25 protein-coding genes and 1 pseudogene are annotated in these 23,551 nt (G+C 73.0%); 16 read left to right on the plus strand and 10 right to left on the minus strand.

Annotated elements, in window-relative coordinates:
- Positions 1-5: 5 nt before the first annotated feature.
- The 4 genes from SMD20_RS41405 (at position 6) to SMD20_RS41420 (ending at position 3,938) form a co-directional block, all read left to right on the plus strand.
- Positions 6-809 carry an endonuclease/exonuclease/phosphatase family protein gene (locus tag SMD20_RS41405; RefSeq protein WP_329591720.1) on the plus strand — a complete coding sequence of 268 codons (804 nt, stop codon included), beginning with the start codon at positions 6-8 and terminating at the stop codon, positions 807-809.
- Between the two features lie 94 nt (positions 810-903).
- Positions 904-1,710 carry a polyphosphate polymerase domain-containing protein gene (locus SMD20_RS41410; protein WP_329591722.1) on the plus strand — a complete coding sequence of 269 codons (807 nt, stop codon included), beginning with the start codon at positions 904-906 and terminating at the stop codon, positions 1,708-1,710.
- Positions 1,707-2,393: a DUF4956 domain-containing protein gene (locus SMD20_RS41415; RefSeq protein WP_329591724.1), complete on the plus strand. Its 687-nt coding sequence runs from the start codon at positions 1,707-1,709 to the stop codon at positions 2,391-2,393. The genes SMD20_RS41410 and SMD20_RS41415 overlap by 4 nt, the downstream gene beginning before the upstream one ends.
- A 9-nt stretch (positions 2,394-2,402) precedes the next feature.
- The gene (locus SMD20_RS41420; protein WP_329591725.1) at positions 2,403-3,938 is read left to right on the plus strand and encodes a CotH kinase family protein; all 1,536 of its coding nucleotides are present in this window, start codon (positions 2,403-2,405) and stop codon (positions 3,936-3,938) included.
- On the opposite strand, the gene SMD20_RS41425 is transcribed toward SMD20_RS41420, so the two are convergent.
- The gene (locus tag SMD20_RS41425) at positions 3,922-4,815 is read right to left on the minus strand and encodes a DMT family transporter (protein WP_329591727.1); all 894 of its coding nucleotides are present in this window, start codon (positions 4,813-4,815) and stop codon (positions 3,922-3,924) included. The two genes, SMD20_RS41420 and SMD20_RS41425, sit on opposite strands and share 17 nt — an antisense overlap.
- Before the next feature lie 94 nt (positions 4,816-4,909).
- Here SMD20_RS41425 and SMD20_RS41430 point away from each other — a divergent pair, with 94 nt between their 5' ends.
- Complete coding sequence (locus SMD20_RS41430) at positions 4,910-5,770, plus strand: LysR family transcriptional regulator (protein WP_329591729.1); 861 nt, start codon at positions 4,910-4,912, stop codon at positions 5,768-5,770.
- A gap of 4 nt (positions 5,771-5,774) precedes the next feature.
- Here SMD20_RS41430 and SMD20_RS41435 read toward each other — a convergent pair whose 3' ends face one another.
- Together SMD20_RS41435 and SMD20_RS41440 are read right to left on the minus strand one after the other, a co-directional pair.
- Positions 5,775-6,461: an alpha/beta fold hydrolase gene (locus tag SMD20_RS41435; protein WP_329591731.1), complete on the minus strand. Its 687-nt coding sequence runs from the start codon at positions 6,459-6,461 to the stop codon at positions 5,775-5,777.
- A 2-nt stretch (positions 6,462-6,463) separates the two neighbouring features.
- Complete coding sequence (locus tag SMD20_RS41440) at positions 6,464-7,264, minus strand: DinB family protein (protein WP_329591733.1); 801 nt, start codon at positions 7,262-7,264, stop codon at positions 6,464-6,466.
- 88 nt (positions 7,265-7,352) lie between these two features.
- Here SMD20_RS41440 and SMD20_RS41445 point away from each other — a divergent pair, with 88 nt between their 5' ends.
- The gene (locus tag SMD20_RS41445; protein WP_329591735.1) at positions 7,353-8,528 is read left to right on the plus strand and encodes an acyltransferase family protein; all 1,176 of its coding nucleotides are present in this window, start codon (positions 7,353-7,355) and stop codon (positions 8,526-8,528) included.
- On the opposite strand, the gene SMD20_RS41450 is transcribed toward SMD20_RS41445, so the two are convergent.
- Entirely contained in the window at positions 8,461-9,180 is a 720-nt protein-coding gene (locus tag SMD20_RS41450) for a TetR/AcrR family transcriptional regulator (protein WP_329591737.1), read from the minus strand. The genes SMD20_RS41445 and SMD20_RS41450 overlap by 68 nt on opposite strands.
- 49 nt (positions 9,181-9,229) lie before the next feature.
- Between SMD20_RS41450 and SMD20_RS41455 the strand changes: the two genes are divergently transcribed.
- From SMD20_RS41455 to SMD20_RS41490, 8 genes and pseudogenes are all read left to right on the plus strand, one after another.
- The gene (locus SMD20_RS41455; protein ID WP_329591739.1) at positions 9,230-10,426 is read left to right on the plus strand and encodes a hypothetical protein; all 1,197 of its coding nucleotides are present in this window, start codon (positions 9,230-9,232) and stop codon (positions 10,424-10,426) included.
- A 4-nt stretch (positions 10,427-10,430) separates the two neighbouring features.
- A pseudogene (locus tag SMD20_RS41460) lies at positions 10,431-10,565 on the plus strand (amidohydrolase family protein); the annotation flags it as partial.
- Between the two features lie 133 nt (positions 10,566-10,698).
- Positions 10,699-11,244: a MurR/RpiR family transcriptional regulator gene (locus SMD20_RS41465; protein ID WP_329591741.1), complete on the plus strand. Its 546-nt coding sequence runs from the start codon at positions 10,699-10,701 to the stop codon at positions 11,242-11,244.
- 54 nt (positions 11,245-11,298) lie between these two features.
- Positions 11,299-12,438, plus strand: coding sequence for an NAD(P)/FAD-dependent oxidoreductase (locus SMD20_RS41470; protein WP_329591743.1), 1,140 nt, complete (start codon positions 11,299-11,301; stop codon positions 12,436-12,438).
- A gap of 122 nt (positions 12,439-12,560) precedes the next feature.
- Positions 12,561-13,088 (plus strand): hypothetical protein, encoded by a 528-nt coding sequence (locus SMD20_RS41475; RefSeq protein WP_329591745.1) that lies wholly within the window; start codon positions 12,561-12,563, stop codon positions 13,086-13,088.
- 56 nt (positions 13,089-13,144) lie between these two features.
- Positions 13,145-14,050: a DUF4097 family beta strand repeat-containing protein gene (locus SMD20_RS41480; protein WP_329591747.1), complete on the plus strand. Its 906-nt coding sequence runs from the start codon at positions 13,145-13,147 to the stop codon at positions 14,048-14,050.
- Between the two features lie 15 nt (positions 14,051-14,065).
- Positions 14,066-15,028, plus strand: coding sequence for an ATP-binding cassette domain-containing protein (locus SMD20_RS41485; protein ID WP_329591748.1), 963 nt, complete (start codon positions 14,066-14,068; stop codon positions 15,026-15,028).
- Entirely contained in the window at positions 15,025-15,828 is an 804-nt protein-coding gene (locus tag SMD20_RS41490) for an ABC transporter permease (RefSeq protein ID WP_329591750.1), read from the plus strand. The genes SMD20_RS41485 and SMD20_RS41490 overlap by 4 nt, the downstream gene beginning before the upstream one ends.
- A 30-nt stretch (positions 15,829-15,858) precedes the next feature.
- On the opposite strand, the gene SMD20_RS41495 is transcribed toward SMD20_RS41490, so the two are convergent.
- From SMD20_RS41495 to SMD20_RS41515, 5 genes are all read right to left on the minus strand, one after another.
- A complete protein-coding gene (locus tag SMD20_RS41495) occupies positions 15,859-16,164 on the minus strand; it encodes a 4a-hydroxytetrahydrobiopterin dehydratase (protein WP_329591752.1) in 306 nt (101 codons plus the stop codon).
- A gap of 61 nt (positions 16,165-16,225) precedes the next feature.
- Positions 16,226-16,864 (minus strand): hypothetical protein, encoded by a 639-nt coding sequence (locus SMD20_RS41500; RefSeq protein WP_329591753.1) that lies wholly within the window; start codon positions 16,862-16,864, stop codon positions 16,226-16,228.
- A gap of 118 nt (positions 16,865-16,982) precedes the next feature.
- Positions 16,983-17,606: a DUF3618 domain-containing protein gene (locus SMD20_RS41505; RefSeq protein WP_329591754.1), complete on the minus strand. Its 624-nt coding sequence runs from the start codon at positions 17,604-17,606 to the stop codon at positions 16,983-16,985.
- Entirely contained in the window at positions 17,603-17,995 is a 393-nt protein-coding gene (locus tag SMD20_RS41510; protein ID WP_329591756.1) for a phage holin family protein, read from the minus strand. Before SMD20_RS41510 ends, SMD20_RS41505 begins: the two co-directional genes overlap by 4 nt.
- A complete protein-coding gene (locus SMD20_RS41515) occupies positions 17,992-18,708 on the minus strand; it encodes a hypothetical protein (RefSeq protein ID WP_329591758.1) in 717 nt (238 codons plus the stop codon). Before SMD20_RS41515 ends, SMD20_RS41510 begins: the two co-directional genes overlap by 4 nt.
- 187 nt (positions 18,709-18,895) lie before the next feature.
- Here SMD20_RS41515 and SMD20_RS41520 point away from each other — a divergent pair, with 187 nt between their 5' ends.
- Positions 18,896-21,109 carry a GH92 family glycosyl hydrolase gene (locus SMD20_RS41520; protein ID WP_329591760.1) on the plus strand — a complete coding sequence of 738 codons (2,214 nt, stop codon included), beginning with the start codon at positions 18,896-18,898 and terminating at the stop codon, positions 21,107-21,109.
- Positions 21,110-21,118: 9 nt separating this feature from the next.
- Entirely contained in the window at positions 21,119-22,390 is a 1,272-nt protein-coding gene (locus SMD20_RS41525; RefSeq protein ID WP_329591762.1) for a glycosyltransferase, read from the plus strand.
- Between the two features lie 92 nt (positions 22,391-22,482).
- On the opposite strand, the gene SMD20_RS41530 is transcribed toward SMD20_RS41525, so the two are convergent.
- Entirely contained in the window at positions 22,483-23,457 is a 975-nt protein-coding gene (locus SMD20_RS41530; protein WP_329591763.1) for a PRC and DUF2382 domain-containing protein, read from the minus strand.
- Positions 23,458-23,551 lie beyond the last annotated feature (94 nt).

A 23,551-nucleotide genomic window follows, 5' to 3' on the forward strand; every position in this document is an offset into this window, starting at 1 on the left:
GGGCCGTGCGCATCACTTCACTGAACACCTGGGGCGGGGCGATGTTCGACGAGCTCGCCCCCTGGCTCGGCGGCTGCGACGCCGACGTCCTGTGCCTCCAGGAGGTCACCCACACCCCGACCGCGGACGGGTGGACCCGGTTCGACGACGACGAGCGTTCGCTGCCGCAGCGGGCCGACCTCCTGGGTGACGTACGCGCCCGCCTGCCCCGCCACCACGCCCTGTTCAGCGCATGTGACTCCGGGCCCGTCCAGGACCACGAGCACCGCGTCCACCAGCAGGACTTCGGGCTCGCGACCTTCATCGCCCCGGCCTTCCCCGTGGTCGGCACGCGCTCCGGCTTCGCGCACGGCGAGTACGCCGACCACGGCGACCGGTGGCCCAGCGACGGCCGGCCGCGCGTCGCGCTGGCGGTGCGCGTGTTCGACCGGCGGGCCGGGCGCTTCGTCACCGTCGTCAACTTCCACGGCCTGCGGGACGCGAGCGGCAAGGCCGACACCCCCGCGCGTCGCGCGCAGGCCGAACGCCTCGCGGACCTCGTCGCCGGGGCGCGCGAGAAGGGCGATCTGACCGTGGTGTGCGGCGACTTCAACGTCCTGCCCGGCAGCGAGACGTTCCGCGTGCTCGGCGGGCTGGACCTGGTCGACCTGGTGCGGGACGCCGACACCCGGACCTCCCGCTACCCCAAGCCGGTACGGCACGCGAGCTACCTGCTGGTGTCCGAGCCCGAGGCGGTCACGCGGTTCGAGATCGTGGCCGCGCCCGAGGTGTCCGACCACCGGGCGCTGACGCTGGACCTCTGGGGCTAGCGCGGGCCGCCTCCCGTTCACCTGGACGTCAGGCCCGGTTCACACACTTCTCCCAGCTTCGTGCTGTCGGATGTGTGCGGACGAAAGGAGGGCCATGCTGCACGCGTTCAACCGCTACGAGATCAAGTATCTCGTGGACGCTGTGGAGGCGGCCGCGCTCCGCGAGGAGATCGAGCGGCGGCTCGACCGGGACCGCCACAGCGGCGACCGGGGCTACGGCGTCTGGAGCGTCTACTACGACACCCGGCAGCTCCGCTTCTACTGGGAGAAGATCGAGGGGCTGAAGTTCCGCAGGAAGCTGCGGGTGCGCCACTACGGCGACCGGTTCTCCGTGGACGAGGACACGCCGGTGTACGTCGAGATCAAGCAGCGGGTCAACCGGGTCACCCAGAAGCGGCGGGTACGCCTGCCGTACCGGGACGCGCTGCTCCTCTGCGACGGGCGGACGCTCGTCGAGCACGAGCCCGCCCAGCGGCCCTTCCTGGAGGAGGTGCTGGACCTGGTCCTGCGCCTCGACCTGCGAGCCGTCGCGACGACCGGCTACACCAGGCACGCCTACCTGGGCCGCGACGCCGACGTGGGCCTGCGGGTGACGTTCGACCAGCGGATCCGCGGCCGGGACCGGGACTTCCACCTCGGCGCGGACGCCGACGACCGGCTCATCGTCCCCGCCCGCAAGGTGATCATGGAGGTCAAGGCCGACGAGCGGGTGCCGTACTGGCTGACCGACCTCACCGCGAAGCGGAACCTGCAGGTGGTGCGGGTCTCCAAGTACTGCCAGAGCGTCGAGGCGTACGGGCTGGCGCCGCGCTCGGTGTTCCACGTTCCCGACCATGACCTCGACCTCGACACCGACCTCGACGCCGGCCGCTCCCGGCCGGCCGTCCCCTTGGAGGCATGACCCCCATGGACTTCTCCTTCCAGGACCTGTCCGGCACGTTCAGCGTGGCCGACATCGCGATCGCGATGGCGCTGTCGTTCGTGCTGAGCGCGATGATCGGCTGGGTCTACCGGGCCACGCACCGCAACGTGTCCTACAGCCAGTCCTACGTCCAGACGCTGGTCGTCCTGGGCATGCTCATCTCGCTGATCATGCTGGTCGTCGGCTCCAACATCGCCCGCGCCTTCGCCCTGGTCGGCGCCCTGTCGGTGGTGCGGTTCCGCAACGCCATCAAGGAGACCCGCGACGTCGGGTTCATCTTCCTGGTGATGGGCGTCGGCATGGCCGTCGGCACCCGCTTCTACCTGCTGGCCGTGGTCGCCGCCGTCGCGATCTCGCTGATCGTCGTGGTCATGCACCGGTTCAACTGGTTCGCGCTCAACGTACGGCGCCAGGTCGTCAAGGTGCAGGTGCCGTCGGACGACGACTACACCGCGGCGATCCAGGACGTGCTCGTCCGGCACACCGACGAGTTCGAGCTGGTCAGCATGGAGTCGATCCGGGGCGGCGCGCTGCTCGAACTGATGTACACCGTCAAGATCAAGAAGGGCAGCGAGCCCGCGGACGTCATCTCCGGCCTGCGCGCCCGCAACCACGGCCAGGCGGTCACGGTCCTGACCGGGTACGACCAGACCGATCTGTAGGGCCCGGCCATGGCACAGCTCAAACACCGCGTCCCGGTCAGGCTGCGGCAGAACTGGAAGCTGGTCGCGTTGTGCGCGGCGTTCCTGGCCGTCTGTTGGGGCGTGTTCGGCAGCGGGACCATCCGCCCGTACGTCACCACCGCCCGGGCCGCCGAGGCCGGAGCCGTCACCACGAACCTGACCGGCGCCAAGGACCTGTTCGACGCCTCGGTGCCGCACGACGTGCGGCTCACGTTCACGGACGAGGCGTACGAGGACATGCTGACCGAGTACTTCAAGGACGGGGAGAAGAAGTACGTCGAGGCCGACCTGGTCATCGACGGCACCCGGATCCCCAGCGTCGGCGTCCGGCTCAAGGGCAACTCCACGTTGCAGGGGCTGACCTGGAAGGGGCAGAGCAAGCGGCGGGTCATGCCGGGCGGCGGCCCCCGCCAGGCCGGCGACGGCCCGCCGAACGGCTTCCAGCCACCCGAGGGCTTCCAGCCACCCGAGGGCTTTCAACCGCCCGAGGGCTTCCAGCCGCCGGGCAACGGGGACGGGCAGCAGCGGGGCAACGGACGGCCGCCCGGCGGCGGTGGCATGATGCGGGCCTCGCTCAAGGCCGAGGAGCCGGAGAGCCTGCCGTGGCTGATCAGCTTCGACGAGTTCGTGGAGGGCCGCCGTTACCAGGGCCACAGCCAGCTCGCTGTGCGCCCGGCCCTGTCGGGCTCGTCGGCGATGCTGAACGAGGCGCTCGGCATCGCGGTCGTCGGCGCGGCCGGCGAGCCCACCCAGCGCTCTGCCTACGGCTCGTTCACCGTCAACGGCCGCGCCTCGACGCCCCGCCTGCTGGTCGAGTACCTGGACGAGGGCTACGCCGAGGGCCTGGGCGACGGCGTCCTGTACAAGTCGCTGGCCTCCAGCTCCTTCACCTACAAGGGCGAGGACCAGACCGCGTACGGCACCGACTTCAAGCAGGTCGACAAGGTCGGCGTCAGGGATCTGCAGCCGGTCATCGACTTCGTGAAGTGGGTGAACGAGTCGTCCGCCGAGGAGTTCGCCGCCGGCCTCGCCGAGCGCCTGGACGTGGAGTCGTTCGCCCGTTATGTGGCCCTGCAGAACCTCATGGTCAACTTCGACGACATGGCCGGCCCCGGCCGCAACTACTACCTGTGGTACGACCTCGCCGCCAAGAAGTTCACGGTCGTCACCTGGGACCTCAACCTCGCCTTCAACGGCGACGCCACGAGCGGCGTGCACGACACGATCGGCATGGGCGGCGGTCGCGGCGGCATGGGGCGCATGGGTGGGCACCCGCTGAAGGAGAAGTTCCTCGCCGACGCCGGCTTCAAGAAGCTCTACGAGGAGCAGTACCGCGCCCTCTACGCCAAGCTGCTGGCCGGCGACGCCGCCTCCGGCCTGCTGGACAAGCTGGTCGCGGCCTACAACCTCAACGACCGGGCCGACACCGCCAAGGTCGGGGAGGAGGCGGCGACGCTGCGTACGTTCCTGGAGACCAGGAAGAAGACGCTCGGCGCCGACCAGGCGATCACCGGGGCGTCGTGAGCCGCGCCGCCGCGCCGCCCGTACGCGAGAGGAGGACCCCGGCGACCACGAGGACGCCGCCCGCGACGGTGTTCCAGCCCAGCGGCTCGGCCAGCAGCAGCGTGCCGAGCAACGTCGACCACACGGGCGTCACGTACGTCACGGTGGAGGCGATCGTGGACCCCGCCGAGCGGATCACCCGCAGGTTGAGAATGTACGCCAGCCCGGTGCCGACCGCGCCGAGCAGCACGAGCGCCGCCGCGGCGGGCAGTCCGGGCCAGGACGGCCCGCCGCCGGCGAACGGGGTGACGACGGCCAGCTCGGCGGTCGCGCAGACGATCTGCACGGCCGACAGCGCGGCGGCGGAGCCCTCGCGCCCCGAGTAGAACCTGCGGGTGTAGGCGAACCCGGCTCCATAGCAGGCCGTGGCCGCCAGGCAGGCGAGGCTCCCGATCGCCGGGCCGCCGCCCGCGCCCGGCCCGCCGGCGAGCACCACGAGCGCCCCGGCGAAGCCGACGAGCAGCCCGAGCAGGCGGCGGGCGGTCGGCCGCTCCTGCGGCACCATGAGCAGCACGAACACCAGCGTGGTCAGCGGCGTCGTCGCGTTCCACACGCCGGCGAGCACCGAGCTGACCAGCGTCTCGCCATAAGCGAGTAGGGCGAACGGCACCGCGTTGAGCAGCGCGGCCACGACCAGCGCGTGCCCCCAGACGGCTCGATCGCGGGGCAGCGGCTCCCGCCGCAGCGCGCACACCGCGAGCAGGGCGAGCGCGCCGAAGAAGCAGCGCCAGAACGCCACCCACAGCGGCCCGACCCCCGCGTCGACCGCGACCTTGATCAGCGCGAAGCTCGCCCCCCAGATGGCGGACAACGTCACGAACGCCGGCATCCACCGCATGGCGCCTCCCCTTTCCTCATGCATGGACGGCATCCTGCTGAGGAGAGGAGCATGAGTCCAACAAGCCGGCTCGCCGACCCTATGAAGGAAGCTCATGACGGTGCATCTGGCCCAGCTGCGGGCGTTCGTGGCGGTGCTCGACGAAGGCGGCTTCAGCGCCGCGGCCGACGCCCTCGGGGTGAGCCAGTCGGCCGTCTCGCACGCCGTCACCGCGCTGGAACGCGCGCTCAATGCTCCGGTGCTGCTACGTCAGAGCCGGCCGCGGCCCACGGCGTTCGGCGAGCGGATCCTCGCGCACGCGCGGGCCGCGGTCGCGGCGGCCGTCGCCATCGACGACCTCGTGGCCCTGCGCGACGGCGTGCCGCGCGGGGCCGTCAGGCTGGGCGCCCCGCCGTCCGTGTGCCAGGGGCTCCTTCCCGGGCTGCTCAACCGGTGGAAGGCCGACTTCCCCGAGGTCGAGGTCACCGTGTTCGAGGGCGACGACGACGAGGTCGCCGGCTGGCTCGCGGGCTCCGCCGTCGAGCTCGCCGTGCTCGTCGACCCGCCGCCGGGCGCCGGGGTGGTCGTCGGCGCGGACGCCTTCCACGCCCTGCTCCGCCGCGACCACCCGCTCGCGGGGGAGGCGTCGATCAGCGTCACGGACCTGGAGGACGATCCCTTCCTGCTGTCCCGTGGCGGCTGCGAGTCGCATGTCAGGGAGGTCTTCCGTCAGGGGCGGACGCCGTTCGCGCCCGCGCACCGGATCAGGGAGATGGGCACGCTGCTCGCCATGGTCCGCAACGGCGTCGGCGTGACCGTGGTGCCCGGCCTCACCGCGGCGATGCTGGACGCGCGGCTCGTCCTGGTGCCGCTCGACCAGCGGGTCACCAGGAGGCTCGTGCTCAGCGGCCCGCCCGGCCGCCCCTGGCACCCCGCCGCCGAGGCCCTCGTCGTCGCCGCCCGTCCACCCGCTTGACGGCTCAGCCCTCGCCCGCCTCCGCGGCGATGACGCGGGCGAGCTCGCGCGGCCGGGTCAGCATGGGCCAGTGCCCGGAGTCGAGGTCGGCGAACGTGACGTGCCGGGCCCGCGCCAGCTCGGGCACGTCCCCGGCGTCGATCCACGCCTTCGCCTCGGCCGGCCCGAACTCGGGGCACACGACGACGACCGGCACGTCGTGACGGCGCCCGTCGGTCAGCCGTACCACGCCCCTGACGACCCCCTCGGGCACGGGGATCGCGGCGGCGGCGAAGGCCCGCCTGGCCTCCTCGTCGAGGTCGGCCGAGTCGGCCCCCTCGAACGGTCCCCACCCCGGGAAGGGCATGACGCCGTCCGTCACCTCGAAGAAGTCCGCGTACGCGGCCCCGTCGGCGGCCGGGAAACCGCCGACCAGGGCCACCTTGGCGACCCGCTCCGGCCGCGCGTCCACGGCCAGCCACGCCAGGCTGCACGCGGCCGAGTGCCCCACCACCATGACCTCGCCGGACGCCGCGTCCAGGGCGGCGAGCACGGCCGCCACCTGGTCGCCGAGCGTGGCCGAGCCGGAGCCGTCGCCCTGGCCGGGCAGGGCGACCGGCACCGGGCGGTGGCCGAGCGCGGCGAGCTCGGGCACGACGTCGTCCCAGGCGGAGGCGTCGAGCCAGAGGCCGCCGATGAGCAGAATGTCCACGGTCAGTCTTCTTCCTTGAGTGCTTTCAGATCGCGTTCGGCGTAGAGCCGGTGCTCCCACTCCTCGTGGAGGATGATGTGGAGGCATTCCTTGACGGGGAAACGTTCGAGTCGCGGCCAGCCGGGCTCGGTGCGGGTCACCTCGGCGGCCAGCCGCTCGTCGGTGAGCGTGTCCAGGACGCCGCGCACCATCGCCTGCCGTTCGCGGCGGACGGCGAGCACCTCGTCGAGCGAGGGGCGCAGGTCGCGCTCGCACGGGATGCCGTCCCACCGGGGCGCCTCGTCCCAGGGCAGGTCGAGCGGATGCCAGGGCGAGGGGTCGCCGAGCACCATCCGGCCCGCCCAGGCGGCGGAGGCGAAGTTCAGGTGCCGCAGGGTCTGGATGAACGACCACTCGTCATCGACGCCGCGGTGCAGCTCGGCCTCCGGGAACGTACGGGCCCGCGCGACGGTGCCCTCCCACAGCCGCTCCAGGATCGCCCACGCCTCGCGGAACCCGGCGGGATCCTCGGGACGCATCTTCGCCCGCTCCGGCATGCGCCGGTCGAGCTCGGCCTCGACCAGCGGGGCGATGTCGACGCCGTTCACGACGACGTTGCTCAGCTCGCCGTCGATCTCGACGTCGATCAGCTCGACGCCGCGCAGGCGGGTCCGCCGGAACAGGGCGGCGCGGACGTCGGCACCGGTGAGGTCGATCCCGCGCATCCGGGCGTTGACCAGGTCCACCCGGTCGAAGGTGGCGTCCTGGAGGTTCACGCGCTCGAAGCGCGCCGCGGAGAGGTCCCGCTCGCGAAACTCGTCCATGAGCCCCGACCCTAGGCCCTGTTCCGGACGTTGTGCTTCCGGTTAGTGCCGGGGCGGGCTTCCAGGATGTTCCGATACGTTGGAGTTCATGGTCGCCGCCCCCGCTTCCACCGCCGCCCGCACGGAGACGACCCGGCTCGACTGGCTGGACGCGCTGCGCGGCCTCGGCGCCCTGGCGGTGGTGGGGGAGCACCTGACGACGTGGGCCATCCCCTGGCTGCGGCCCACCGCGATCAATCTCGGCATCTACGGCGTGCTGGTGTTCTTCCTGGTCAGCGGCTACATCATCCCGCACTCGCTGGAGCGGCACGGCGACGTGCGGGTGTTCTGGATCGGCCGCGTCTTCCGGCTCTACCCGCTCTACCTGGCGGTGATCGTGCTGACGCTGGCGCTCTCGCCCTGGATCGCGGTACGCGCCGAGGTGCCGCGCGACGCCTCGGCGGTGGCCGCGCACGCGACGATGCTGCTCGACGCCGTCGGGTCGGCCGGGGTGCTCAACACCATGTGGACGCTCTCGTACGAGATGGTGTTCTACCTGCTCGCGGCGGCGCTGTTCGTGCTCGGCGTACGCGACGGGCGGGGCGTGCTGCCGGTGCTGCCGGCCGTGGCGGCGGCGGTGACCGGCCTGGCGTGGGCGGCGGCGCCGCTGTCGGGGGCGTGGCTGTCGTGGGTGTCGCTGGCCGTGTTCGCGGCCGGGCTGGGCTGCGTGCTCGCCGGGCGGGCGGTGCGCGGTGCGAGCGTGGCGTTGGGGGTCATGGCGCTGGCGCTGCTGCTGCTCAGCAGCCGGGTGCCGTGGTTCGGGGCGGCGATCGTGTCGGTGATGTTCGCCGGCACCGCCATCCACCGGTGGGAACGAGGCCAGGGCCGGCTGTGGCCGGTCGGCGTCGCGGCGGCGCTGGTGGCCGCGACGCCGGTGTGGGCGCTCAGCGCGGGCTGGTGGTGGGTGCGGCCGCCGGTGTGGATCCTGACCGTCGTGCTGGCCGCCGCCACCTTCGGCGCGGCCATGGCGCTGCGCGGCCGGCGGCTGCCCACCGTGCTGACCAGGCTCGGCGTCGTCAGCTACTCGCTCTACCTGGTGCACCTGCCGCTGCTGCTGGTCCTCATGGCGGTGCTGGGGGAGATGCGGTGGGCGCCGATGGCCGCGCAGCTCGGCGTCGGCGTGCTCGTGCTCGCCCTGCTGCTGCCGCTGAGCTGGCTCAGCCACCGCTTCCTGGAACTGCCCGGCCAGCGGCTGGGCCGGAGACTGGCCCGCCGCCTTCGCTGAGCGTGCCGGAGGTCGGCTCGCCGGTCTCCGCGAGTGCGCCGGAGGCTGGCCCGCCGCCTTCGGTGAGCGTGCCGGCCGCTGGCTCGCCGGTCCGGGTGAGCGTGCCGGCGATCGGCCCGCCGGTCTCGACGAGTGCGCCGATGGCGGCGAGCAGGCAGGCGAAGTCCTCGTCGCGTACATGCCGGTCGTGATGGTCGAAGCGGCCGGCGGCCTCGCCGGCGGCGTAGCCCAGGACGGCGGTGCTGATCAGCCGCTCGGCGCGGGCGGCCCGGTCGGGCGCGAGCCCGGCCTGCCGTAGCGCGGCCACGACGCCGTCGCGGATCTCACGGGACCGCTCGGTCGCCGCCGGGCGCTGGAGCAGCAGCGGGAAGACCGCCGGATGGCGGGCCGCGGTGTCGCGGATCGCGGTGGCCATCGCGCCCAGCCGCTCCCTCCAGGACGCGTTCTCCGGGGGCAGCGGGGGGAGCAGTGCCTCCACGAGCGCGTCGAGCAGGTCGTCCTTGCTCGCGACGTGCCGGTAGAGCGCCATGGTCGTGACGCCGAGGCGGGCGGCGACGGCCGGCATGGTGAGCCCGGCGAGGCCGTGCTCGTCGGCCACGGCCATCGCGGCGGCCACGACGGCGGAGCGATTGATCTGCGCGGGGCGTCCCATACCGTAAGTATATGACGTACGCTTACGCCATAAACAAACGGGAGGCGTCATGCGGATCCTGTTGTCGGACGGGTCGGGACTGACCTCGCGGCAGTGCGCCACCGTGCTGTCGCGCGCCGGCCACCAGGTGGAGGCGCTGTCCCCCGACCCCTGGTGCGTGTGCGCCTTCACCCGGCACGTCCGGCGCGTGCACCGGGTGCCCGCCTTCGGCGACGACCCGTTCGCCTGGCTGGAGTCGGCCCTCGCGATCTACGACGAGGGCGGCTTCGACGTGCTGCTGCCCACGCAGGAGCAGGTGAGCGTGCTGTCCGCGGCGGCCGGGCGGCTGCGCGCGCGAGGCGTGTCCACGGCGGCGCCGCCGTTCCCGGCGCTCGCCGCGGTGCAGGACAAGGTGACGGCCTACGCCACGCTGGAGGCGGTGGGGGTGCCGCAGCCGCCGTCGGCCGTGGTGTCCGGCGCGGCGCAGGCCGCCGCGTGGCAGGCGTTCCCCGCCTATCTCAAGCGGCCGGTCGGCACGGCCTCCAGCGGGGTGATCCGCCTGGCCGGGCCCGCGAGCCTGGCGGATCTCACCTGGCCCGAAGGGGAGCGGCGGCTGATCCAGCAGGAGGCGCGCGGGCCGCTGGTGATGACGCAGGCGGTCTTCGCCTCCGGGGAGCTGGTCGCCTTCCACGCCTGCCGCCGCACCGGCGAGGGCTCGCGCGGCGGCGCGAGCCGCAAGCTCGGCCTGCGCCTGCCCGAGGCCGAAGCGCAGTTACGGCGGCTCGGCGGCGGCCTCCGCTGGCACGGCGCGCTGTCGGCCGACGTCATCCTGACCGCCGACGGCCCCGTGGTCATCGACGTGAACCCACGGCTGGTCGAGCCGGTCAACGCCCTGCTGTCCGGGGTCGATCTGCTGACGCCGCTGCTGGAGCTCGCCCGTGGCCGGACCCCGTCCCCGCAGCCGGCGGGCAGGGCGGGGGTGGCCACCCATCAACTGCTGCTCGCGGTGCTGGGCGCGGCCGAGCACACCGGGCGGCGGCGGGCCGTGCTCGGCGAGCTCGCCGCCGCGCTGCTGCGCCGCGGCGGCTACGCGGGCAGCGCGGAGGAGCTGTCCCCTGGTCCCGACGCGCGCGCCGCGCTGCTGCTGGCCGGCGTGTCCGGGCTGGTGCTCGCCCGCCCGCGCGCCTGGCGGCGCTTCGCCACGGGCAGCGTCGCCGCGTACGCGCTCAGCCCGGAGGGATGGGAGCGCATCCTGGACGCGGCATGAACCACTGCATTCCCCTCGGCGGGCGCTGTTCGGCTCCGACTATCCGGTGATCAGTCCCGACCGCCGGCTCGCCGACTTCGCCAGGCTCGACATCAAACCCGAGGTACGTCCCAAGATCCTCAAGCACCACGCCGCCCGCCTGCTCGGCCTGGCTCCCGGCCCGTCTTCACGATCTCGGGGGTGCGGCGGGGTGCGAACTGGCAGAATGCCCCAAACGCTGGGTGATCCCGGCGTTCCACCCCGCATTTCTGCAAAACGGAGAAGAAGGCACAGTGTCGATCGAGACGGGACCGGCCGAACCCGCCGTGCTGACGGATCCCGCCGACCCCGGCCGTCGTGGCGCCATCCGCGCGACCGCCCAGGCGATCGGGGCGGCCCGGCGTACCGTCGTCATCGGCTGCGGCGGCGGCTCCGGGCCGGCGCGCGTCCTCGGCCGCCGCGGGCTCACCCTGGGGCACGACGTCCGGCTGGCTCTCGGCTCGACCACCGCCCAGGCCGTCCAGGTGTCCCAGTTGCAGGCGGGCGACTGCCTGGTCGTGCTCCACCTCTGGCGCCCGGCCCGCGGGCTGCGCGGCCTGACCCGGCTGGGCAGGGAGCGCGGCGCCACCGTCTGCGTCCTGACCGACCTGCGCTCCTCGCCGCTCGCCGAGGAGGCCCACCACCTGATCGTCACACCCGTCGAGGGCTTCCGCGACGGCCCCTCCCGCGCCGCGATGGTCGCGGACGTCCACGCCGTCCTGGCCGAGCTCACCGCCCCCGGCTCCCCCGGGATGGGCAACCGTACGGGTACGTGCCATGCTGACGAGGGCACGGTCTGAGCGACCGGCCCTGCCGGCGAGGGAGCCTGGGCGCGTGCGGGAGGAGGGGCCGGCGTGCGAGTCGTCGTCATCGGCGCGGGGGTCGTGGGATCGGCGGTCGCGGCGGGGCTGACCCGGCGCGGCGCGCGGGTCACCGTCCTGGAGGCGCGCACCCCGGGATCGGGCACCTCGGCCACCTCCATGGCCTGGGTCAACGCCAACAACAAGCGGCTTGAGGAGTACTTCCGCCTCAACCACGCCGGGGTCCTGGCGCATCACGAGCTGCCGGGCCCGTGGTTCTTCCCCACCGGCCACCTCGAACGCGCGACGACCGACGAGCACAAGGAGCTGCTGGAGGCGCGGGTGGCGCGGCTGGCGTCACTCGGTTACCTGGTGGAACGGGTGACCGCGGAGCGGGCCGCCGACCTGGAGCCCGACCTGGTACGGCCGCCCGGTGCCGAGTACGCGTTCTTCCCCGCCGAGGCGCACGTCCACCCGATGCGGCTCATCGGACGGCTGCTGGGCGAGGCCCGCGACGGCGGGGCGGCGGTCGAGTGCGGCGCCGAGGTCACGGCGATCGAGGCGTCGGCGTCCGGGGTGAAGGTGACCGTGACCGGCGGGCGCTCGTTCGACGGCGACGCCGTCGTGACCTGCGCCGGGCGCTGGACGCAGGGAATGGCGGCGCTGGCCGGCGCGTACGTGCCCATGCTGGACCCGGCCAGGTCCGGCCGCCTCACCAACGGCTTCCTGGTCACCACGTCGCCGGTGCCGGCCCGCCTGTCCCGGATGGTCACCACCTCCGGGCTGAACCTGCGCCCCGACGGCGCCGGCCGGCTCCTGCTCCAGGCCCTGGGTCTGGACGGCCGGGCCGATCCGGCCGAGCCGGTGCCGGCCGACGTCCGGGACACGTTCCTGGCCAGGCTGCCGGCCGCGCTGCGTGCCACCGAGGGGGCCACGGCCGAGCGGGCGGTGGTGGGGCAGCGCGCCCTCCCCGGCGACGGCCTGACGGTGGCGGGATTCGCCGACGCGGCGCGGCGCGTGTACACCGTGGCCACCCACAGCGGCGTCACCCTCGCCCCGCTGCTCGGGCGGGAGGTCGCCGGCGAGCTGTACGGCGAGGAGTCGGCGCTGCTCGCCCCCTTCCGCCCCGGCCGCTTCACGGACGGCACCGCCGGCCCGCCGCCCGTTCCGGCCCGCCGCGCGGGGGAGCAGTAACCCCGATCCGTGACGGCCTCACTGACGGTGAGGCCGCTGAAGCATGCCCTCATGACGAGTGACGTCACCAGGTGCCGCCAGGACGGGTTGTTGTGACGCCATAATGGTGTCATAGTGGCGTCATGGACCTAGCTCCGTATGTCGACCAACTCCGCCGTGAGCTGGCCGTCGCCGCAGGGGCGGGCGGCGAGGAGACGCGCGCGCTGGCCGAGCGCCTCTCCGCCGCGCTCGAACCGGCCGCCAGGCTCGCGCTGCTCGAAGCGTTGTCCGCCGCCGCGGACGAGATCACCCGCGACCTCGCGCCCGGCGCGGTCGAGGTGCGCCTGCGCGGGCGCGACCCCGACTTCGTCGTGACGCCACCGCCCGGCAGCGGTGGCGTCACGTACGAGGAGGACGACGTTCCCGCCCGGCCGCTCGTGACGCCGGCGCCGCCCGACGCCGACGAGGGCGGCACCTCCCGGATCTCGCTCCGGGTCCCCGAGCACCTCAAGCCGCGCATCGAGGAGGCGGCCGGCCGCGAAGGGCTGTCGGTCAACGCCTGGCTGGTCCGGGCCGTGGCCGGCGCGCTCGACGCCGGCGAGCCGGGCCGCCGGCCGGGCCGCCCGCCGCAGCCGCAGTCCGGCAGGCGCTTCAGCGGCTGGGTGCGCTGATGTCCACCCCGACCCACCACGGAGGAGCCGTGATGCCGAGCTCTATGCCGACCTCTATGCCGACCTTCGACACGCCGGAGCCCATCCACGTTCTCATCGACGTGCCGACCGCGGTCGTCCGGATCACCGCGAGCGACCGCGCGGACACGACCGTCGAGGTCCGTCCGGCCGACGAGACCGACGACACCGACGTCCAGGCCGCGCGGGACGTCCAGATCGACCACGCCGCCGGCCGGCTCCTCGTCCGTGCCGATCCGGCCGCGCCCAGCTCGGCGCCCGGCTGGGGGCTGTCACTCGGCAGGCTCATCGAGTCGCCGGCGGACTGGGCGCGTTCGCTGCTGCGCGGGCAGGGCGCGGTGCAGGTGGCGATCCACCTGCCCGCGGGCTCCCGCGTGGACGCCAAGGCGGCGGCGGGCCTGCACTGCCGCGGGCCGCTCGGCCAGGTGACCTTCGCCACCTCCTACGGCGACATCCGCGTCGAGCGGGCCGGCCGCCTGCGGCTCCAGACCACCCACGGCGACATCTCGGTCGAGCACGCCACCGGGCACGTCGAGGTCGCCACGACCAACGGCGACATCCGCCTCGGCCGGATCGACGGCACGGCGGTCGTCAAGAGCGCCCACGGCGACGTACGCATCGGCGAGGTGACCGGCGAGCTGCGCCTGAACACCGCCTACGGCGAGGTCACCGTCGACCGCGCGCTGGCCGATGTCGTCGCCAAGACCGCGCACGGCGGCGTGAACATCGGCGAGGTGGTCTCCGGCGCGGTCGTCCTGGAGACCACCGGCGGCGGGCTCGACCTCGGGATCCGCGAGGGCAGCGCCGCCTGGCTCGACGTCAGCTCCAAGCACGGCCTCGTGGACGTCCGCCTGGACTCCGCCGACGGCCCCGGCTCGGCCGGGAACGTCGTCGAGGTGCGCGCCCACACCGCCTACGGCGACATCGTCATCCAGCGTTCCTGAGAAGGAGGACTTCCGATGACCGACGCGATCATGGCCACCGGCCTGGTCAAGAGCTACGGCGACGTGACCGCCCTCGACGGCCTGGACCTGGCCGTGCCCGAGGGGACGGTGTTCGGGCTGCTCGGCCCCAACGGCGCGGGCAAGACCACGACCGTGCGCATCCTGACCACCTTATTGAGACCGGACGCCGGGCGCGCCACGGTGGCCGGGCTCGACGTCGTACGCGACGCCACCCGGCTGCGCGCCCGCATCGGCGCCTCCGGCCAGTACGCCGCCGTCGACGACCACCTCACCGGCGCCGAGAACCTGGAGATGGTCGGCCGCCTCTACCACCTGGGCGCGCGGCGCAGCAGGGAGCGCGCCCGCGAGCTGCTGGAGCGCTTCGACCTGACCGGCGCCGCCGACCGCCCGGTGCGGGGCTGGTCGGGCGGCATGCGGCGGCGGCTCGACCTGGCCGGGGCGCTGGTCGCCGACCCGCCCGTGCTGTTCCTCGACGAGCCCACGACCGGCCTCGACCCCCGGGCCCGCGCGGGGCTCTGGGACGTCATCGCCGAGCTCGTCGCGGAGGGCACGACGGTGCTGCTCACCACCCAGTACATGGAGGAGGCCGACCGGCTCGCCGACCGGATCGCGGTCGTCGACCAGGGACGGGAGATCGCCCGCGGCACCGCCGACGAGCTGAAGGACCAGATCGGCGGCGACCGCGTCGAGCTGTCGGTCACCGGCCGGGCCGACCTGGAGGCCGCCGCGCTGGCGCTGGCGCCGCTGGCCGTCGAGGACATCCAGGTCGACGCCGCCGCCCTCCGGATGACCGTCCCGGTCACCGGCGGCGCGGCCGCGCTGACCGAGGCGCTCGGCCAGCTGGCCGCCCAGCGGATCACCGTCCGCGACGCGGGCCTGCGCCGCCCGACCCTGGACGACGTGTTCCTGACCCTCACCGGCCAGGGGGCCGGCAAGATCGAGGAGACCGTACGATGAACGCCCTCCGGCTCGCCGCCGCCGACGGCCTCACCATCGCCAGGCGCGACGCGCTGAAGATCCGGCGCGCCCCCGACCTGCTGGGCGGCGTGATCACGCTGCCCATCGTGTTCGTGCTGCTGTTCGCCTACGTCTTCGGCAGCATGATCAGCCTGCCCGGCATGTCGTACGGCGAATACCTGCTCCCCGGCATCTTCGTCATGACGATCGTCATGAGCTCCCAGATCACCGGCTACACGCTGACCCAGGACCTGCAGAAGGGCATCTTCGACCGGTTCCGCACGCTGCCGATGTCGCCCTCGGCGGTGCTGATCGGCCAGACCGTCAGCGACGTGATCATGAACCTGGCCAGCGTCGTCACGATGGCGCTGGTCGGGCTGCTGGTCGGCTGGCGGATCCACAGCTCGCCGGGGGAGGCCGCGCTCGGCTTCCTCATGCTGCTGCTGTTCTCGTACGCGTTCTCGTGGGTGACCGCGACGGTCGCGCTGGCCCTGCGCACGCCCGAGACGTTCAACAACGTGGCCACCATCGTCTCGTTCCCGATCGTGTTCCTGTCCAACGCCTTCGTCGACAGCGCCCGCCTGCCGGGGCCGCTCAAGCCGATCGCCGAGTGGAACCCGGTCTCCACGCTGATCCAGGGCGCGCGCGAGCTGTTCGGCAACACCAGCGCCGCCATGCCGGTGCCCGACGTCTGGCCGCTGCGGCATCCGGTGGCGGCGTCGCTGCTCTGGTCGGTGGTGCTGCTGGCGGTGTTCGTGCCGCTGGCCACGCGGCTCTACCAGCGGGCGATCAGCCGCTGACCAGCCCGCCGGACGGCGCGGCCCCCTCGCTCAGCCGCGATCGGGGGCCGCGCCGTCGAGGACGTGGTCGATGCGGGCGGCGAGCTCGACGTCCCGCGCCGTCACCCCGCCCGCGCTGTGGGTGGACAGCCGGAACCGGATGCCGTCGGCGGTGTGCTCGATCTCCGGATGGTGGTCGAGCACGGCGGCCTCGTTCATCACCGCCTCGGACAGCCAGCCGTGGCTGTCCGGCGTCACCGGCACGTCCTTGAGCAGCGCGTCGCCCTCGCGGCGCCAGCCCTCCAGGGCCACGAGCGCGGTGTCGATGTCCTCATCGGTCAAAAGCCCCTCGGCCATGTCGCCTCCCGTGTCGAGATCCGGTTCTCGCCTACCACGGGCCGGGGCGTTCACACCTCGATCAGTCGGCGAGGTAGCTGATCGAGCTCACCTCGTAGCCGCTGGACCGCGTGCCGCGCACGTGCATCAGCATCGCGCCGCCCTCGTACGAGTAGGCGCACGCGGACCCCTTGGGCTCGGCCGTGCACCCCTGGAAGTGGTAGGCGACGCCGCGCGGGTCGTACTTGACCTTGAACAGCGTCTTCACCGCGCCCGTGGAGGCGATCTCGAGCGCGCTGTAGCGGTCGCCTCGCCGCCAGGCGGCGAAGAGCCGCGTGGCCACCGTGGAGGGCTTGGTGACGTGCCGCGACTGGTAGACCTTCGTGACCTTGGAGCCGGTCACCACCATCGCGATGCCGTCCAGTCCGCCGGGCACCCGTACGCTCGTGTGCGTGAACCGGCACACCGCGCCGGAGCAGCCGGCGAAGCGGTCGGGCGCGCGGTAGGGGTAGCCGAAGATCGTGGCGACCGCGGCGGGGGTGGCCACCTTCGCGGCGGCCGTGCGGTCGGCGGCCAGCCAGGCGCGGAACAGCTTGTTCGCCACTCCGGCGGGCGCGACGGAGGCGGGGGCGGTGGTGGCGGAGGCGGGGCCGGCGGCGGTGAGCGTCATCGTCGCGGTCACCGCGAGCGCGGCGCCGCCGAGAACCAGTCGTCTGTACACGGCCCGACCCTATGGCCTGCGTCTTGCGTCCCGATTGCCCGCGGCTTGCAGCCCACCCGTCGTCACCTGAGGGAAGGCGCCCCCGGCCCCGCGTGACAGTGGGGCCGGGGGTACGCGCTCAGCCGCCTCGGTGGTGGTCGGTGACCTGGCGGGCCTGCTCGCGCGCGTGCTGCGCGGTGTCGCCGGCCGCCTCGGCGGCGGTCTCCCGCACCTGCTGCGCGGCCTGGCCGGCCACGTCCTTGGCCTCCTGGCCGAGCTGGCGCACGCTCTCCATCCCGGCCTCCCTGACCGGCTCCAGCACGTCGCCGACCTGCTCGCGGAGCTGCCCGACGGCCTGCTCCTCGGCCTGCGTACGCGGGATGAGCGCGGCGGCCAGCAGTCCCGCGCCGAACGCGATCAGCCCGGCGGCCAGCGGGTTGCCCTGCGTGCCGCGCATCGCCTGCTCCGGCGCGGTCCGTACCGCCTCGGCGGCCTGATGGGCGCCGTGCCGTACGGTGTCGGCCGCCTGATGCGAGCCCTCCCTGACCGTCTGCGCGGCCTGGTGCGCGCCGTGGTGCGCGCTCTCGCGTACCCGGTCGGCGGCGTGGGCCGGCGTGCCCATGACCCGCTCACGGAACGAGCGCGCCGCCCGCCGTACGCCCTCGGTCCGCCGCCGCGCGATGCGGGACGGGCTCGTCCGGTCGGCGAGCCGGTCGACGTCGGCGGCGAGCTCGGCGCGCGTGGCCGCGATCTCGCTTCTCATTTCCTCAGGTCGCGTGCCCATTGCGCGTCCTCCTTGAGCGTCTCGATGGTCTGCTCGGGCTTGGGTTCGACCTCGCGCATCCGGTTGCGTCCGGTCGTGTACATCACGCCGCCGGCGATGGCCCAGATCACCGCGACGATGAACGCCGCCCAGCCCAGGTCCATGACGTTGCCCAGGCCGAACATGACGGCCAGGGTCAGCAGCAGCGCCGTCATGGAGGCGGCGAACCCGGCGCCGCCGAGCAGCCCGGCGGCCTTGCCCGCCTTGGTGGCCTCCTGGCGGATCTCCGCCTTGGCCAGCGCCACCTCCTGGCGGAACAGTTTGGAGATGTCCTCGCCGATCTCGCCGACCAACTGGCCGATCGTCGGTTCCTCGGGTTGCACGGTCATGGCAGGTCACTCCCGGTGCCGTAGGTGGGGGGAGTGGAGCGCGGCGGCACCTGCCTCGGCTGCTCGGGCCCGGGCACGGCCGGTCCGGGCTCCTCGTACGCGGGCGGGACCACGGGCCTGGTCTCCTCGCGGGCGGAGAACGCGTCTCCGACCGGCTCCGGCGGGAACACGGGCGCGGGGGCGCTCGGCACGGTGTCGGCGGAGGCCAGCGGGGACCGCTCCTCGGGACGGGACGTCGGCTCCGGGCTCTCGTTCGCGGCCTTCATGATCCGGCCCACCAGGAAGCCCGCGGCCAGCGCCCCCGCGAGGAACGCGCCGGGGCGGCGGCGGGCGAAGCTCTGCACGTCGTTGACCATGCCGGCCAGGCCGTTGCGGTCCAGGTAGTCGGCGGCCCGGTGGCCCTGGCCGGCGATCTGGCGTACGACGCCGTTGACCGGGGAGTCGGGCTTGGCGTGCTCCTGCAGGGACGACAGGTCCTCGGACCACTGCCGCAGGCTCTGGGCGGCGCGCTGGCTCTGGTGATCGGACTGCTCGCGCACCCGGTTCCGCAGCTCGTTCACGGCGCGGCGGGCCTGGTGCCTGGCCTCGTCCGCGACCTGCGCCGTCCGTTCCACGGCGGTGCCTGCCACCTCGCGGGCGGCGTCCTTGCCCTGTTGGAGCGTTCCTTCCTGTGGAGAGGCCGGTCGCCCGGTCCCCGTCGGATACTCGCTCATGGATGCCTCCTCGTGCGACTGATGTCGCCTGCGGCTACCCAGAGTGTCAACAACAAACCAAAACGGCCCCAACGCAGGGCAAAGCGGGCTCCCCTGGCCGTGCGATGGAGATCAACTATAAGGATTTCACCTCGACGAAACCTTAAGCGGCACAGGGAACGGGTACATTGCCGCCATCCTCGCGAACATGGACCCCTTCATCGGTACAGCGGCCACCGACCTGCCTCCCGCACGCGGTCTCGCCGCCACTTGGTGGTGGCCGAAGCCCCAGGTCGGCAACACGCACCCGGGCGCGACCTCGCCGCTCGGCATGGTCTCCGCCTGCGCCTACTCCGGCGCCTACCCCACCGGCTACGGCCGCTACGCCAAGAACACCGAGGGCGTGCCCGAGGAGATGTTCGAGCGGCTGCAGGCGTCCGGGTTCACCCACTTCCAGCAGTCCGGCACCGGCGCGATCCGCAAGTACTACAACTACGTCCGGGTCACCCCCATGGTGCAGCCGCTGGACGACCTCAACGAGGCCTGGCCCCTGCACGACGAGGTGGCCGAAGCGGGCTACTACGCCGCCACCCTCGACACCGGCATCCGCTGCGAGCTGACCGTGGGCACCAAGGTCGCCGTGCACCGCTACACCTTCCCCGAGCACTCCAGCGCCCGCGTCGTGATCGACCTGTCCTGCGGCGGCCTCGGCATCGACCTCGGCCGTACGGTGCCGGTCCGGGCGCAGGCCGAGAGCATGGGGCAAGGCCGGGCGCAGGGCACGGTGGTGATGGAGGGCGTCCCGCTGTCGGTCTACCTGGAGGTGGACAGCCCCGGCTGGCGGCAGCTGCTCTGGTACGACCGCCGCCTCATCCACGGCGGCACCCGCCTCGACTTCGACAGCATCCGGCAGACCACGCTGCGCCCGTTCGGCATGCTCTTCATGGGCCCGGCGCGGGCGGGGCAGACGGTCGAGGTGCGGCTCGGGTTCTCGCTGCGCGGCTGCGAGCAGGCCCGCACCAACCTCGAACGCGAGTGCGGCCAGTCGAGCTCCGCCTTCGACACGGTACGCCTGCGCACCCGCGCCCGCTGGGGCGACCACCTCGGCCGCGTCCAGGTCGAGGGCGGCACGCCCGCCCGCCGCACGGTCTTCGGCACCGCGCTCTACCACGCGCTCATCAAGCCGTGCTTCGGCGACGACGAGAGCCCGTTCTGGCCGACCCCCGGGCCGTTCGCGTTCGACGTGTGCACCATGTGGGACATCTACAAGACCCAGCTCCCGCTGCTGTCCGCCATCGTCCCCGAGCGGGCGAACGACCTGCTGGAGTCCCTGATCCGGGTCTGCGAGGAGGAGGGCAACTTCCCGATCGGCTACCGCATGGCCCGCGGCGCCGACCGGTTCTTCCGCCAGGCGAGCGCGCTCGTCCACACGGCGCTGGCCGACGCCCACGCGCTCGGCCGCACCGCGCTCGACTGGAACTGGGCGCTCGTGCACATGGTCGGCGACCTGCGCCGCATGTACGGCGAGGACTTCTTCGAGCACGGCGTGGTGCACCCCATCACCCACACCCTCGACCTGGCCTACGCCCACCACTGCACCGCCAAGGTCGCCCGCGCGCTCAACGACCGCCGGCTGGCCGAGGAGCTGGAGCAGCGCGGCCACCAGTGGACCAACGCCTTCGACCCCTACACGGGCCTGCTGCGCGACTCGGAGTTCTACGAGGGCGGCAAGTGGAACTACTCCTTCCGCCTGCTGCACGACATGGCCGCCAGGATCGCCCTGACCGGCGGCGACAAGGCGTTCATCGACAAGCTCGACCGCTTCTTCGGCTATGGAGCGCGGCCGGTGCGGCAGCCGGGCCGGCGCCCGGACCCCGCGGAGATGGCGGCGGGCTACGCGCTCAACCGGTTCGAGGGCCTGAACAACGAGCCCGACATGGAGGCGCCCTGGGCCTATCACTACGCGGGCCGCCCCGACCGCACGGCCGAGGTGGTGCACGCGGCGCTGACCTGGCAGTTCGGCACCGGGCCAGGCGGCCTGCCGGGCAACGACGACTCCGGCGGCCTGAGCTCCTGGTACGTGTGGGCGTCGCTGGGCCTGTTCCCGGTCGCCGGGCAGAGCCTGTTCCTGGTCAACGCGCCCGCCTTCGAACGGGCCGTGCTCCGCACCGGCGACGGCGAGTTCGTCGTCGAGACCAGTGGCCACCGCGAGACCCCGATCGGCGTGGACGGTCCGGAGGGCCACCCGCCCCCGCAGTACGTGCAGTCGGCGACGCTCGACGGCAAGCCCCTGCACGCGACGCACCTGGACGCCGTCACCGTGCACCGCGGCGGCGTCCTCCACCTCCGGCTCGGACCGGAGCCGTCGGCGTGGGGCCGGGAGCTCCGGCCCCCGTCTCTTTCCGATTCACCCGCGACATAGGAGGGCGCGATGACCCCCCCACATCGCCGTCTTGTCATCGTGGTCAGGGCCGACCCGGTCATCTGCGGTCACTCGGGCGAAGCGCGCAATCTCGCCGAGGTGGCGCTGACTCGCGGGTTCACCGACGTGCGGCTGCTGACGTGGCCGATCCCCGCGCTGCAGGCGGCAGGGTTGCCGCTCAAGCCGCTGGACCGGCTGCTGCCGTACAGTCCCGGCATCACCGTGGAGCGGCCGGGGCCGGTCGGCGACTACCGGGTACCCGACGGACGCCATCAGGCCGGGCTCACCGGGCGGCTGGTCGAGCTGCTGGCCGAGCCGGTGCCGACCGTCTGCCTGTCGATGTACCTCGCGCCGCACACCTCGGTCGTCGTGGACGCGGTCGCGGCGGCCCGCGCGGCCGGTTACGCGCCCGACGTCCACACGGTCGCCAAGGCGGTCGGCTCCGACGTCACCAACGTGATCCGCTCGTGCCTGCGCGAGGGCCGGTTCGGCGCGGCGACCGTGCTGTTCACCACGTTCCTCGCCAACGACGAGGTCGTCGCGGTCTCCGACTACACCAGGGACGAGATCATCGCCTCGGCCGAGCAGGTGGACGCGTATTGCGGCACCGGTTTCGCCGAGCAGTGCCGGCGGCGGGTGACCGTCAGCTATCCGCCGATCGACTCCACGGCCTTCCTCGGTCTCGACCAGGCGGAGGTGGACGCCGCGCTCCTCCGCCGAGGGCTGGCTCGCGACGGGTACGTGCTGTTCCTTTCGCGGATGACCCGTGCCAAGGGCATCTACGAGCTGGTGACGGCCTTCGCGCGGACGCGCTGCCGCTCGCGGGTGAAGCTGGTCGTCGCGGGCACGGGCCCGGCGCTGGCGGACGTCAGGGCGCTGGCCGCGGCGGACGAGCGGGTGGTCTTCCTCGACGACGTGGACGACCGGGAGAAGGCGCTGCTCATGAACGGGTGCGCGGCCTACGCGCTGCCCACCAAGCCCGAGCCCGACTTCGTCGAGACCTTCGGCATCGCCCTGGCCGAGAAGATGCTGGCCGGCGGCGGGCCGATCATCACCACCACGACGGGCGGCGCTCCGGAGGCGGTCGGCGACACCGCCGTCATCGTCCGGCCCGGCGACGTCCCGAGCCTGGTGGCGGCCCTCGACCGGGTGGTGCTGGACCTGTCGGCCGCCGAGCGGCACGACATGGAGATGCGGGCCCGTGCCCGCGCGCTGCGCTTCGACCGGGCGGCGGTGTTCGACGACCTCTTCCCGCCGACCCCGGCGATCGAGGTCGCCTGACCCACTTCCGCTGGCGTACGACCCTTTCGGCGTACGAGGAGCGGGCCTCGCGTCCGTGCGAGGCCCGCTGCCGCCGGCGGGCGGGTGAGCGCCTACAGCGGCGGCCGGCGGTCGTCCCGCTTGGTGTCGAGGGGCGTCTCGACCTCGTCGATCTCCAAGTGCTCCTTGCGGACCTGTCCGCTCACCGTCTTCTCCTGCTCGACGGACTGCTTGTGCGCGTGGATGTGCTCCACGGGCCGGGTCTCCTTGCCGATGACCGCGCGCTCCTCGTGCAGCGTCATGCTCTGCTCGTCCTCGCCGATGTCGTACGAGCCCGTGACCGCCTCGCCCTCGCGGATCGGCACGCGCTCGATCACCACCTCCTCGTGGCTGAGCGGTACGGTCTCCTGCACGTTCTCGGTCTGAACGTACTTGCGCAGCCGCACCCGGCCGCTCTCCACGGTCTCCTTGCCGATGCGGAGCCGCTCCTCGGAAATGGTCATGTCGATGTCGGAATCGGCCATCTCCCCCGTGCGGCCCATCGCCGTCTCGGGTCCCATGCCGCCGGTCACGCCCGTCTCGTGCTCGCGGCGTATCCGCTCCATGTCGCCCATGTCCCCGCGGGTGCCTGTCGGGCCGGCGGCGGGCGTGGTGGGCGTGGTGGGCGTGGTGGGCGTGGTGGACGCGGTGGGCCTGGTCGGCGTGGCCGGGCCGGGGACGGTTCCAGGGCGGGCCTCGCCGGTGGGCGACGTGCTGCGCTGTTGCGGGACGGCCGGCGGCTGGAGGCCGTAGTGGCGATAGAGCCGCGCTTCCTCCTCGATGGTCAGATGGCCGTCCACGTCGATGTTCGGTGCGTCCTTGATCTTCTCCTTGTCGAAGGGGACACGGATCTCGTCCCCGGTGCGGTGGGAACCGGAGAGGGGCACGAAGGTCTCCTTCATGCCGAACATCCCCGTCCGGACGGTGACCCACTCCGGATCGCCGGTGCGGTCATTGAGGTACACCTGGCCTACTTGGCCGATGGGCTGCCCGTCCGACCCCACGAGGTGGCAGTCGAACAAGTGCCGGATCTCTGTTTGCAGTGCCACGACGATTTCCCCCCTTTGTTCGTGTGATTCACGGTCCACGTACCCGTAATCCGCACAAAGCATCACAATTCGGACATATGGCACAGTCAAGATT

This window comes from Nonomuraea sp. LP-02 (genome assembly GCF_036289125.1).
GTDB classification, from domain to species: Bacteria; Actinomycetota; Actinomycetes; order Streptosporangiales; family Streptosporangiaceae; genus Nonomuraea; species Nonomuraea bangladeshensis.

Coding starts and splice junctions, on each gene's coding strand:
- SMD20_RS41445 (WP_329591735.1), top strand. CDS start 7,353: ATGGTCGCCGCCCCCGCTTCCACCGCCGCCCGCACGGAGACGACCCGG.
- SMD20_RS41485 (WP_329591748.1), top strand. CDS start 14,066: ATGACCGACGCGATCATGGCCACCGGCCTGGTCAAGAGCTACGGCGAC.
- SMD20_RS41475 (WP_329591745.1), top strand. CDS start 12,561: ATGGACCTAGCTCCGTATGTCGACCAACTCCGCCGTGAGCTGGCCGTC.
- SMD20_RS41455 (WP_329591739.1), top strand. CDS start 9,230: ATGCGGATCCTGTTGTCGGACGGGTCGGGACTGACCTCGCGGCAGTGC.
- SMD20_RS41420 (WP_329591725.1), top strand. CDS start 2,403: ATGGCACAGCTCAAACACCGCGTCCCGGTCAGGCTGCGGCAGAACTGG.
- SMD20_RS41440 (WP_329591733.1), bottom strand. CDS start 7,264: ATGGACGAGTTTCGCGAGCGGGACCTCTCCGCGGCGCGCTTCGAGCGC.
- SMD20_RS41430 (WP_329591729.1), top strand. CDS start 4,910: ATGACGGTGCATCTGGCCCAGCTGCGGGCGTTCGTGGCGGTGCTCGAC.
- SMD20_RS41495 (WP_329591752.1), bottom strand. CDS start 16,164: ATGGCCGAGGGGCTTTTGACCGATGAGGACATCGACACCGCGCTCGTG.
- SMD20_RS41425 (WP_329591727.1), bottom strand. CDS start 4,815: ATGCGGTGGATGCCGGCGTTCGTGACGTTGTCCGCCATCTGGGGGGCG.
- SMD20_RS41505 (WP_329591754.1), bottom strand. CDS start 17,606: ATGAGAAGCGAGATCGCGGCCACGCGCGCCGAGCTCGCCGCCGACGTC.
- SMD20_RS41480 (WP_329591747.1), top strand. CDS start 13,145: ATGCCGACCTTCGACACGCCGGAGCCCATCCACGTTCTCATCGACGTG.
- SMD20_RS41490 (WP_329591750.1), top strand. CDS start 15,025: ATGAACGCCCTCCGGCTCGCCGCCGCCGACGGCCTCACCATCGCCAGG.
- SMD20_RS41525 (WP_329591762.1), top strand. CDS start 21,119: ATGACCCCCCCACATCGCCGTCTTGTCATCGTGGTCAGGGCCGACCCG.
- SMD20_RS41415 (WP_329591724.1), top strand. CDS start 1,707: ATGACCCCCATGGACTTCTCCTTCCAGGACCTGTCCGGCACGTTCAGC.
- SMD20_RS41515 (WP_329591758.1), bottom strand. CDS start 18,708: ATGAGCGAGTATCCGACGGGGACCGGGCGACCGGCCTCTCCACAGGAA.
- SMD20_RS41450 (WP_329591737.1), bottom strand. CDS start 9,180: ATGGGACGCCCCGCGCAGATCAATCGCTCCGCCGTCGTGGCCGCCGCG.
- SMD20_RS41510 (WP_329591756.1), bottom strand. CDS start 17,995: ATGACCGTGCAACCCGAGGAACCGACGATCGGCCAGTTGGTCGGCGAG.
- SMD20_RS41520 (WP_329591760.1), top strand. CDS start 18,896: ATGGACCCCTTCATCGGTACAGCGGCCACCGACCTGCCTCCCGCACGC.
- SMD20_RS41410 (WP_329591722.1), top strand. CDS start 904: ATGCTGCACGCGTTCAACCGCTACGAGATCAAGTATCTCGTGGACGCT.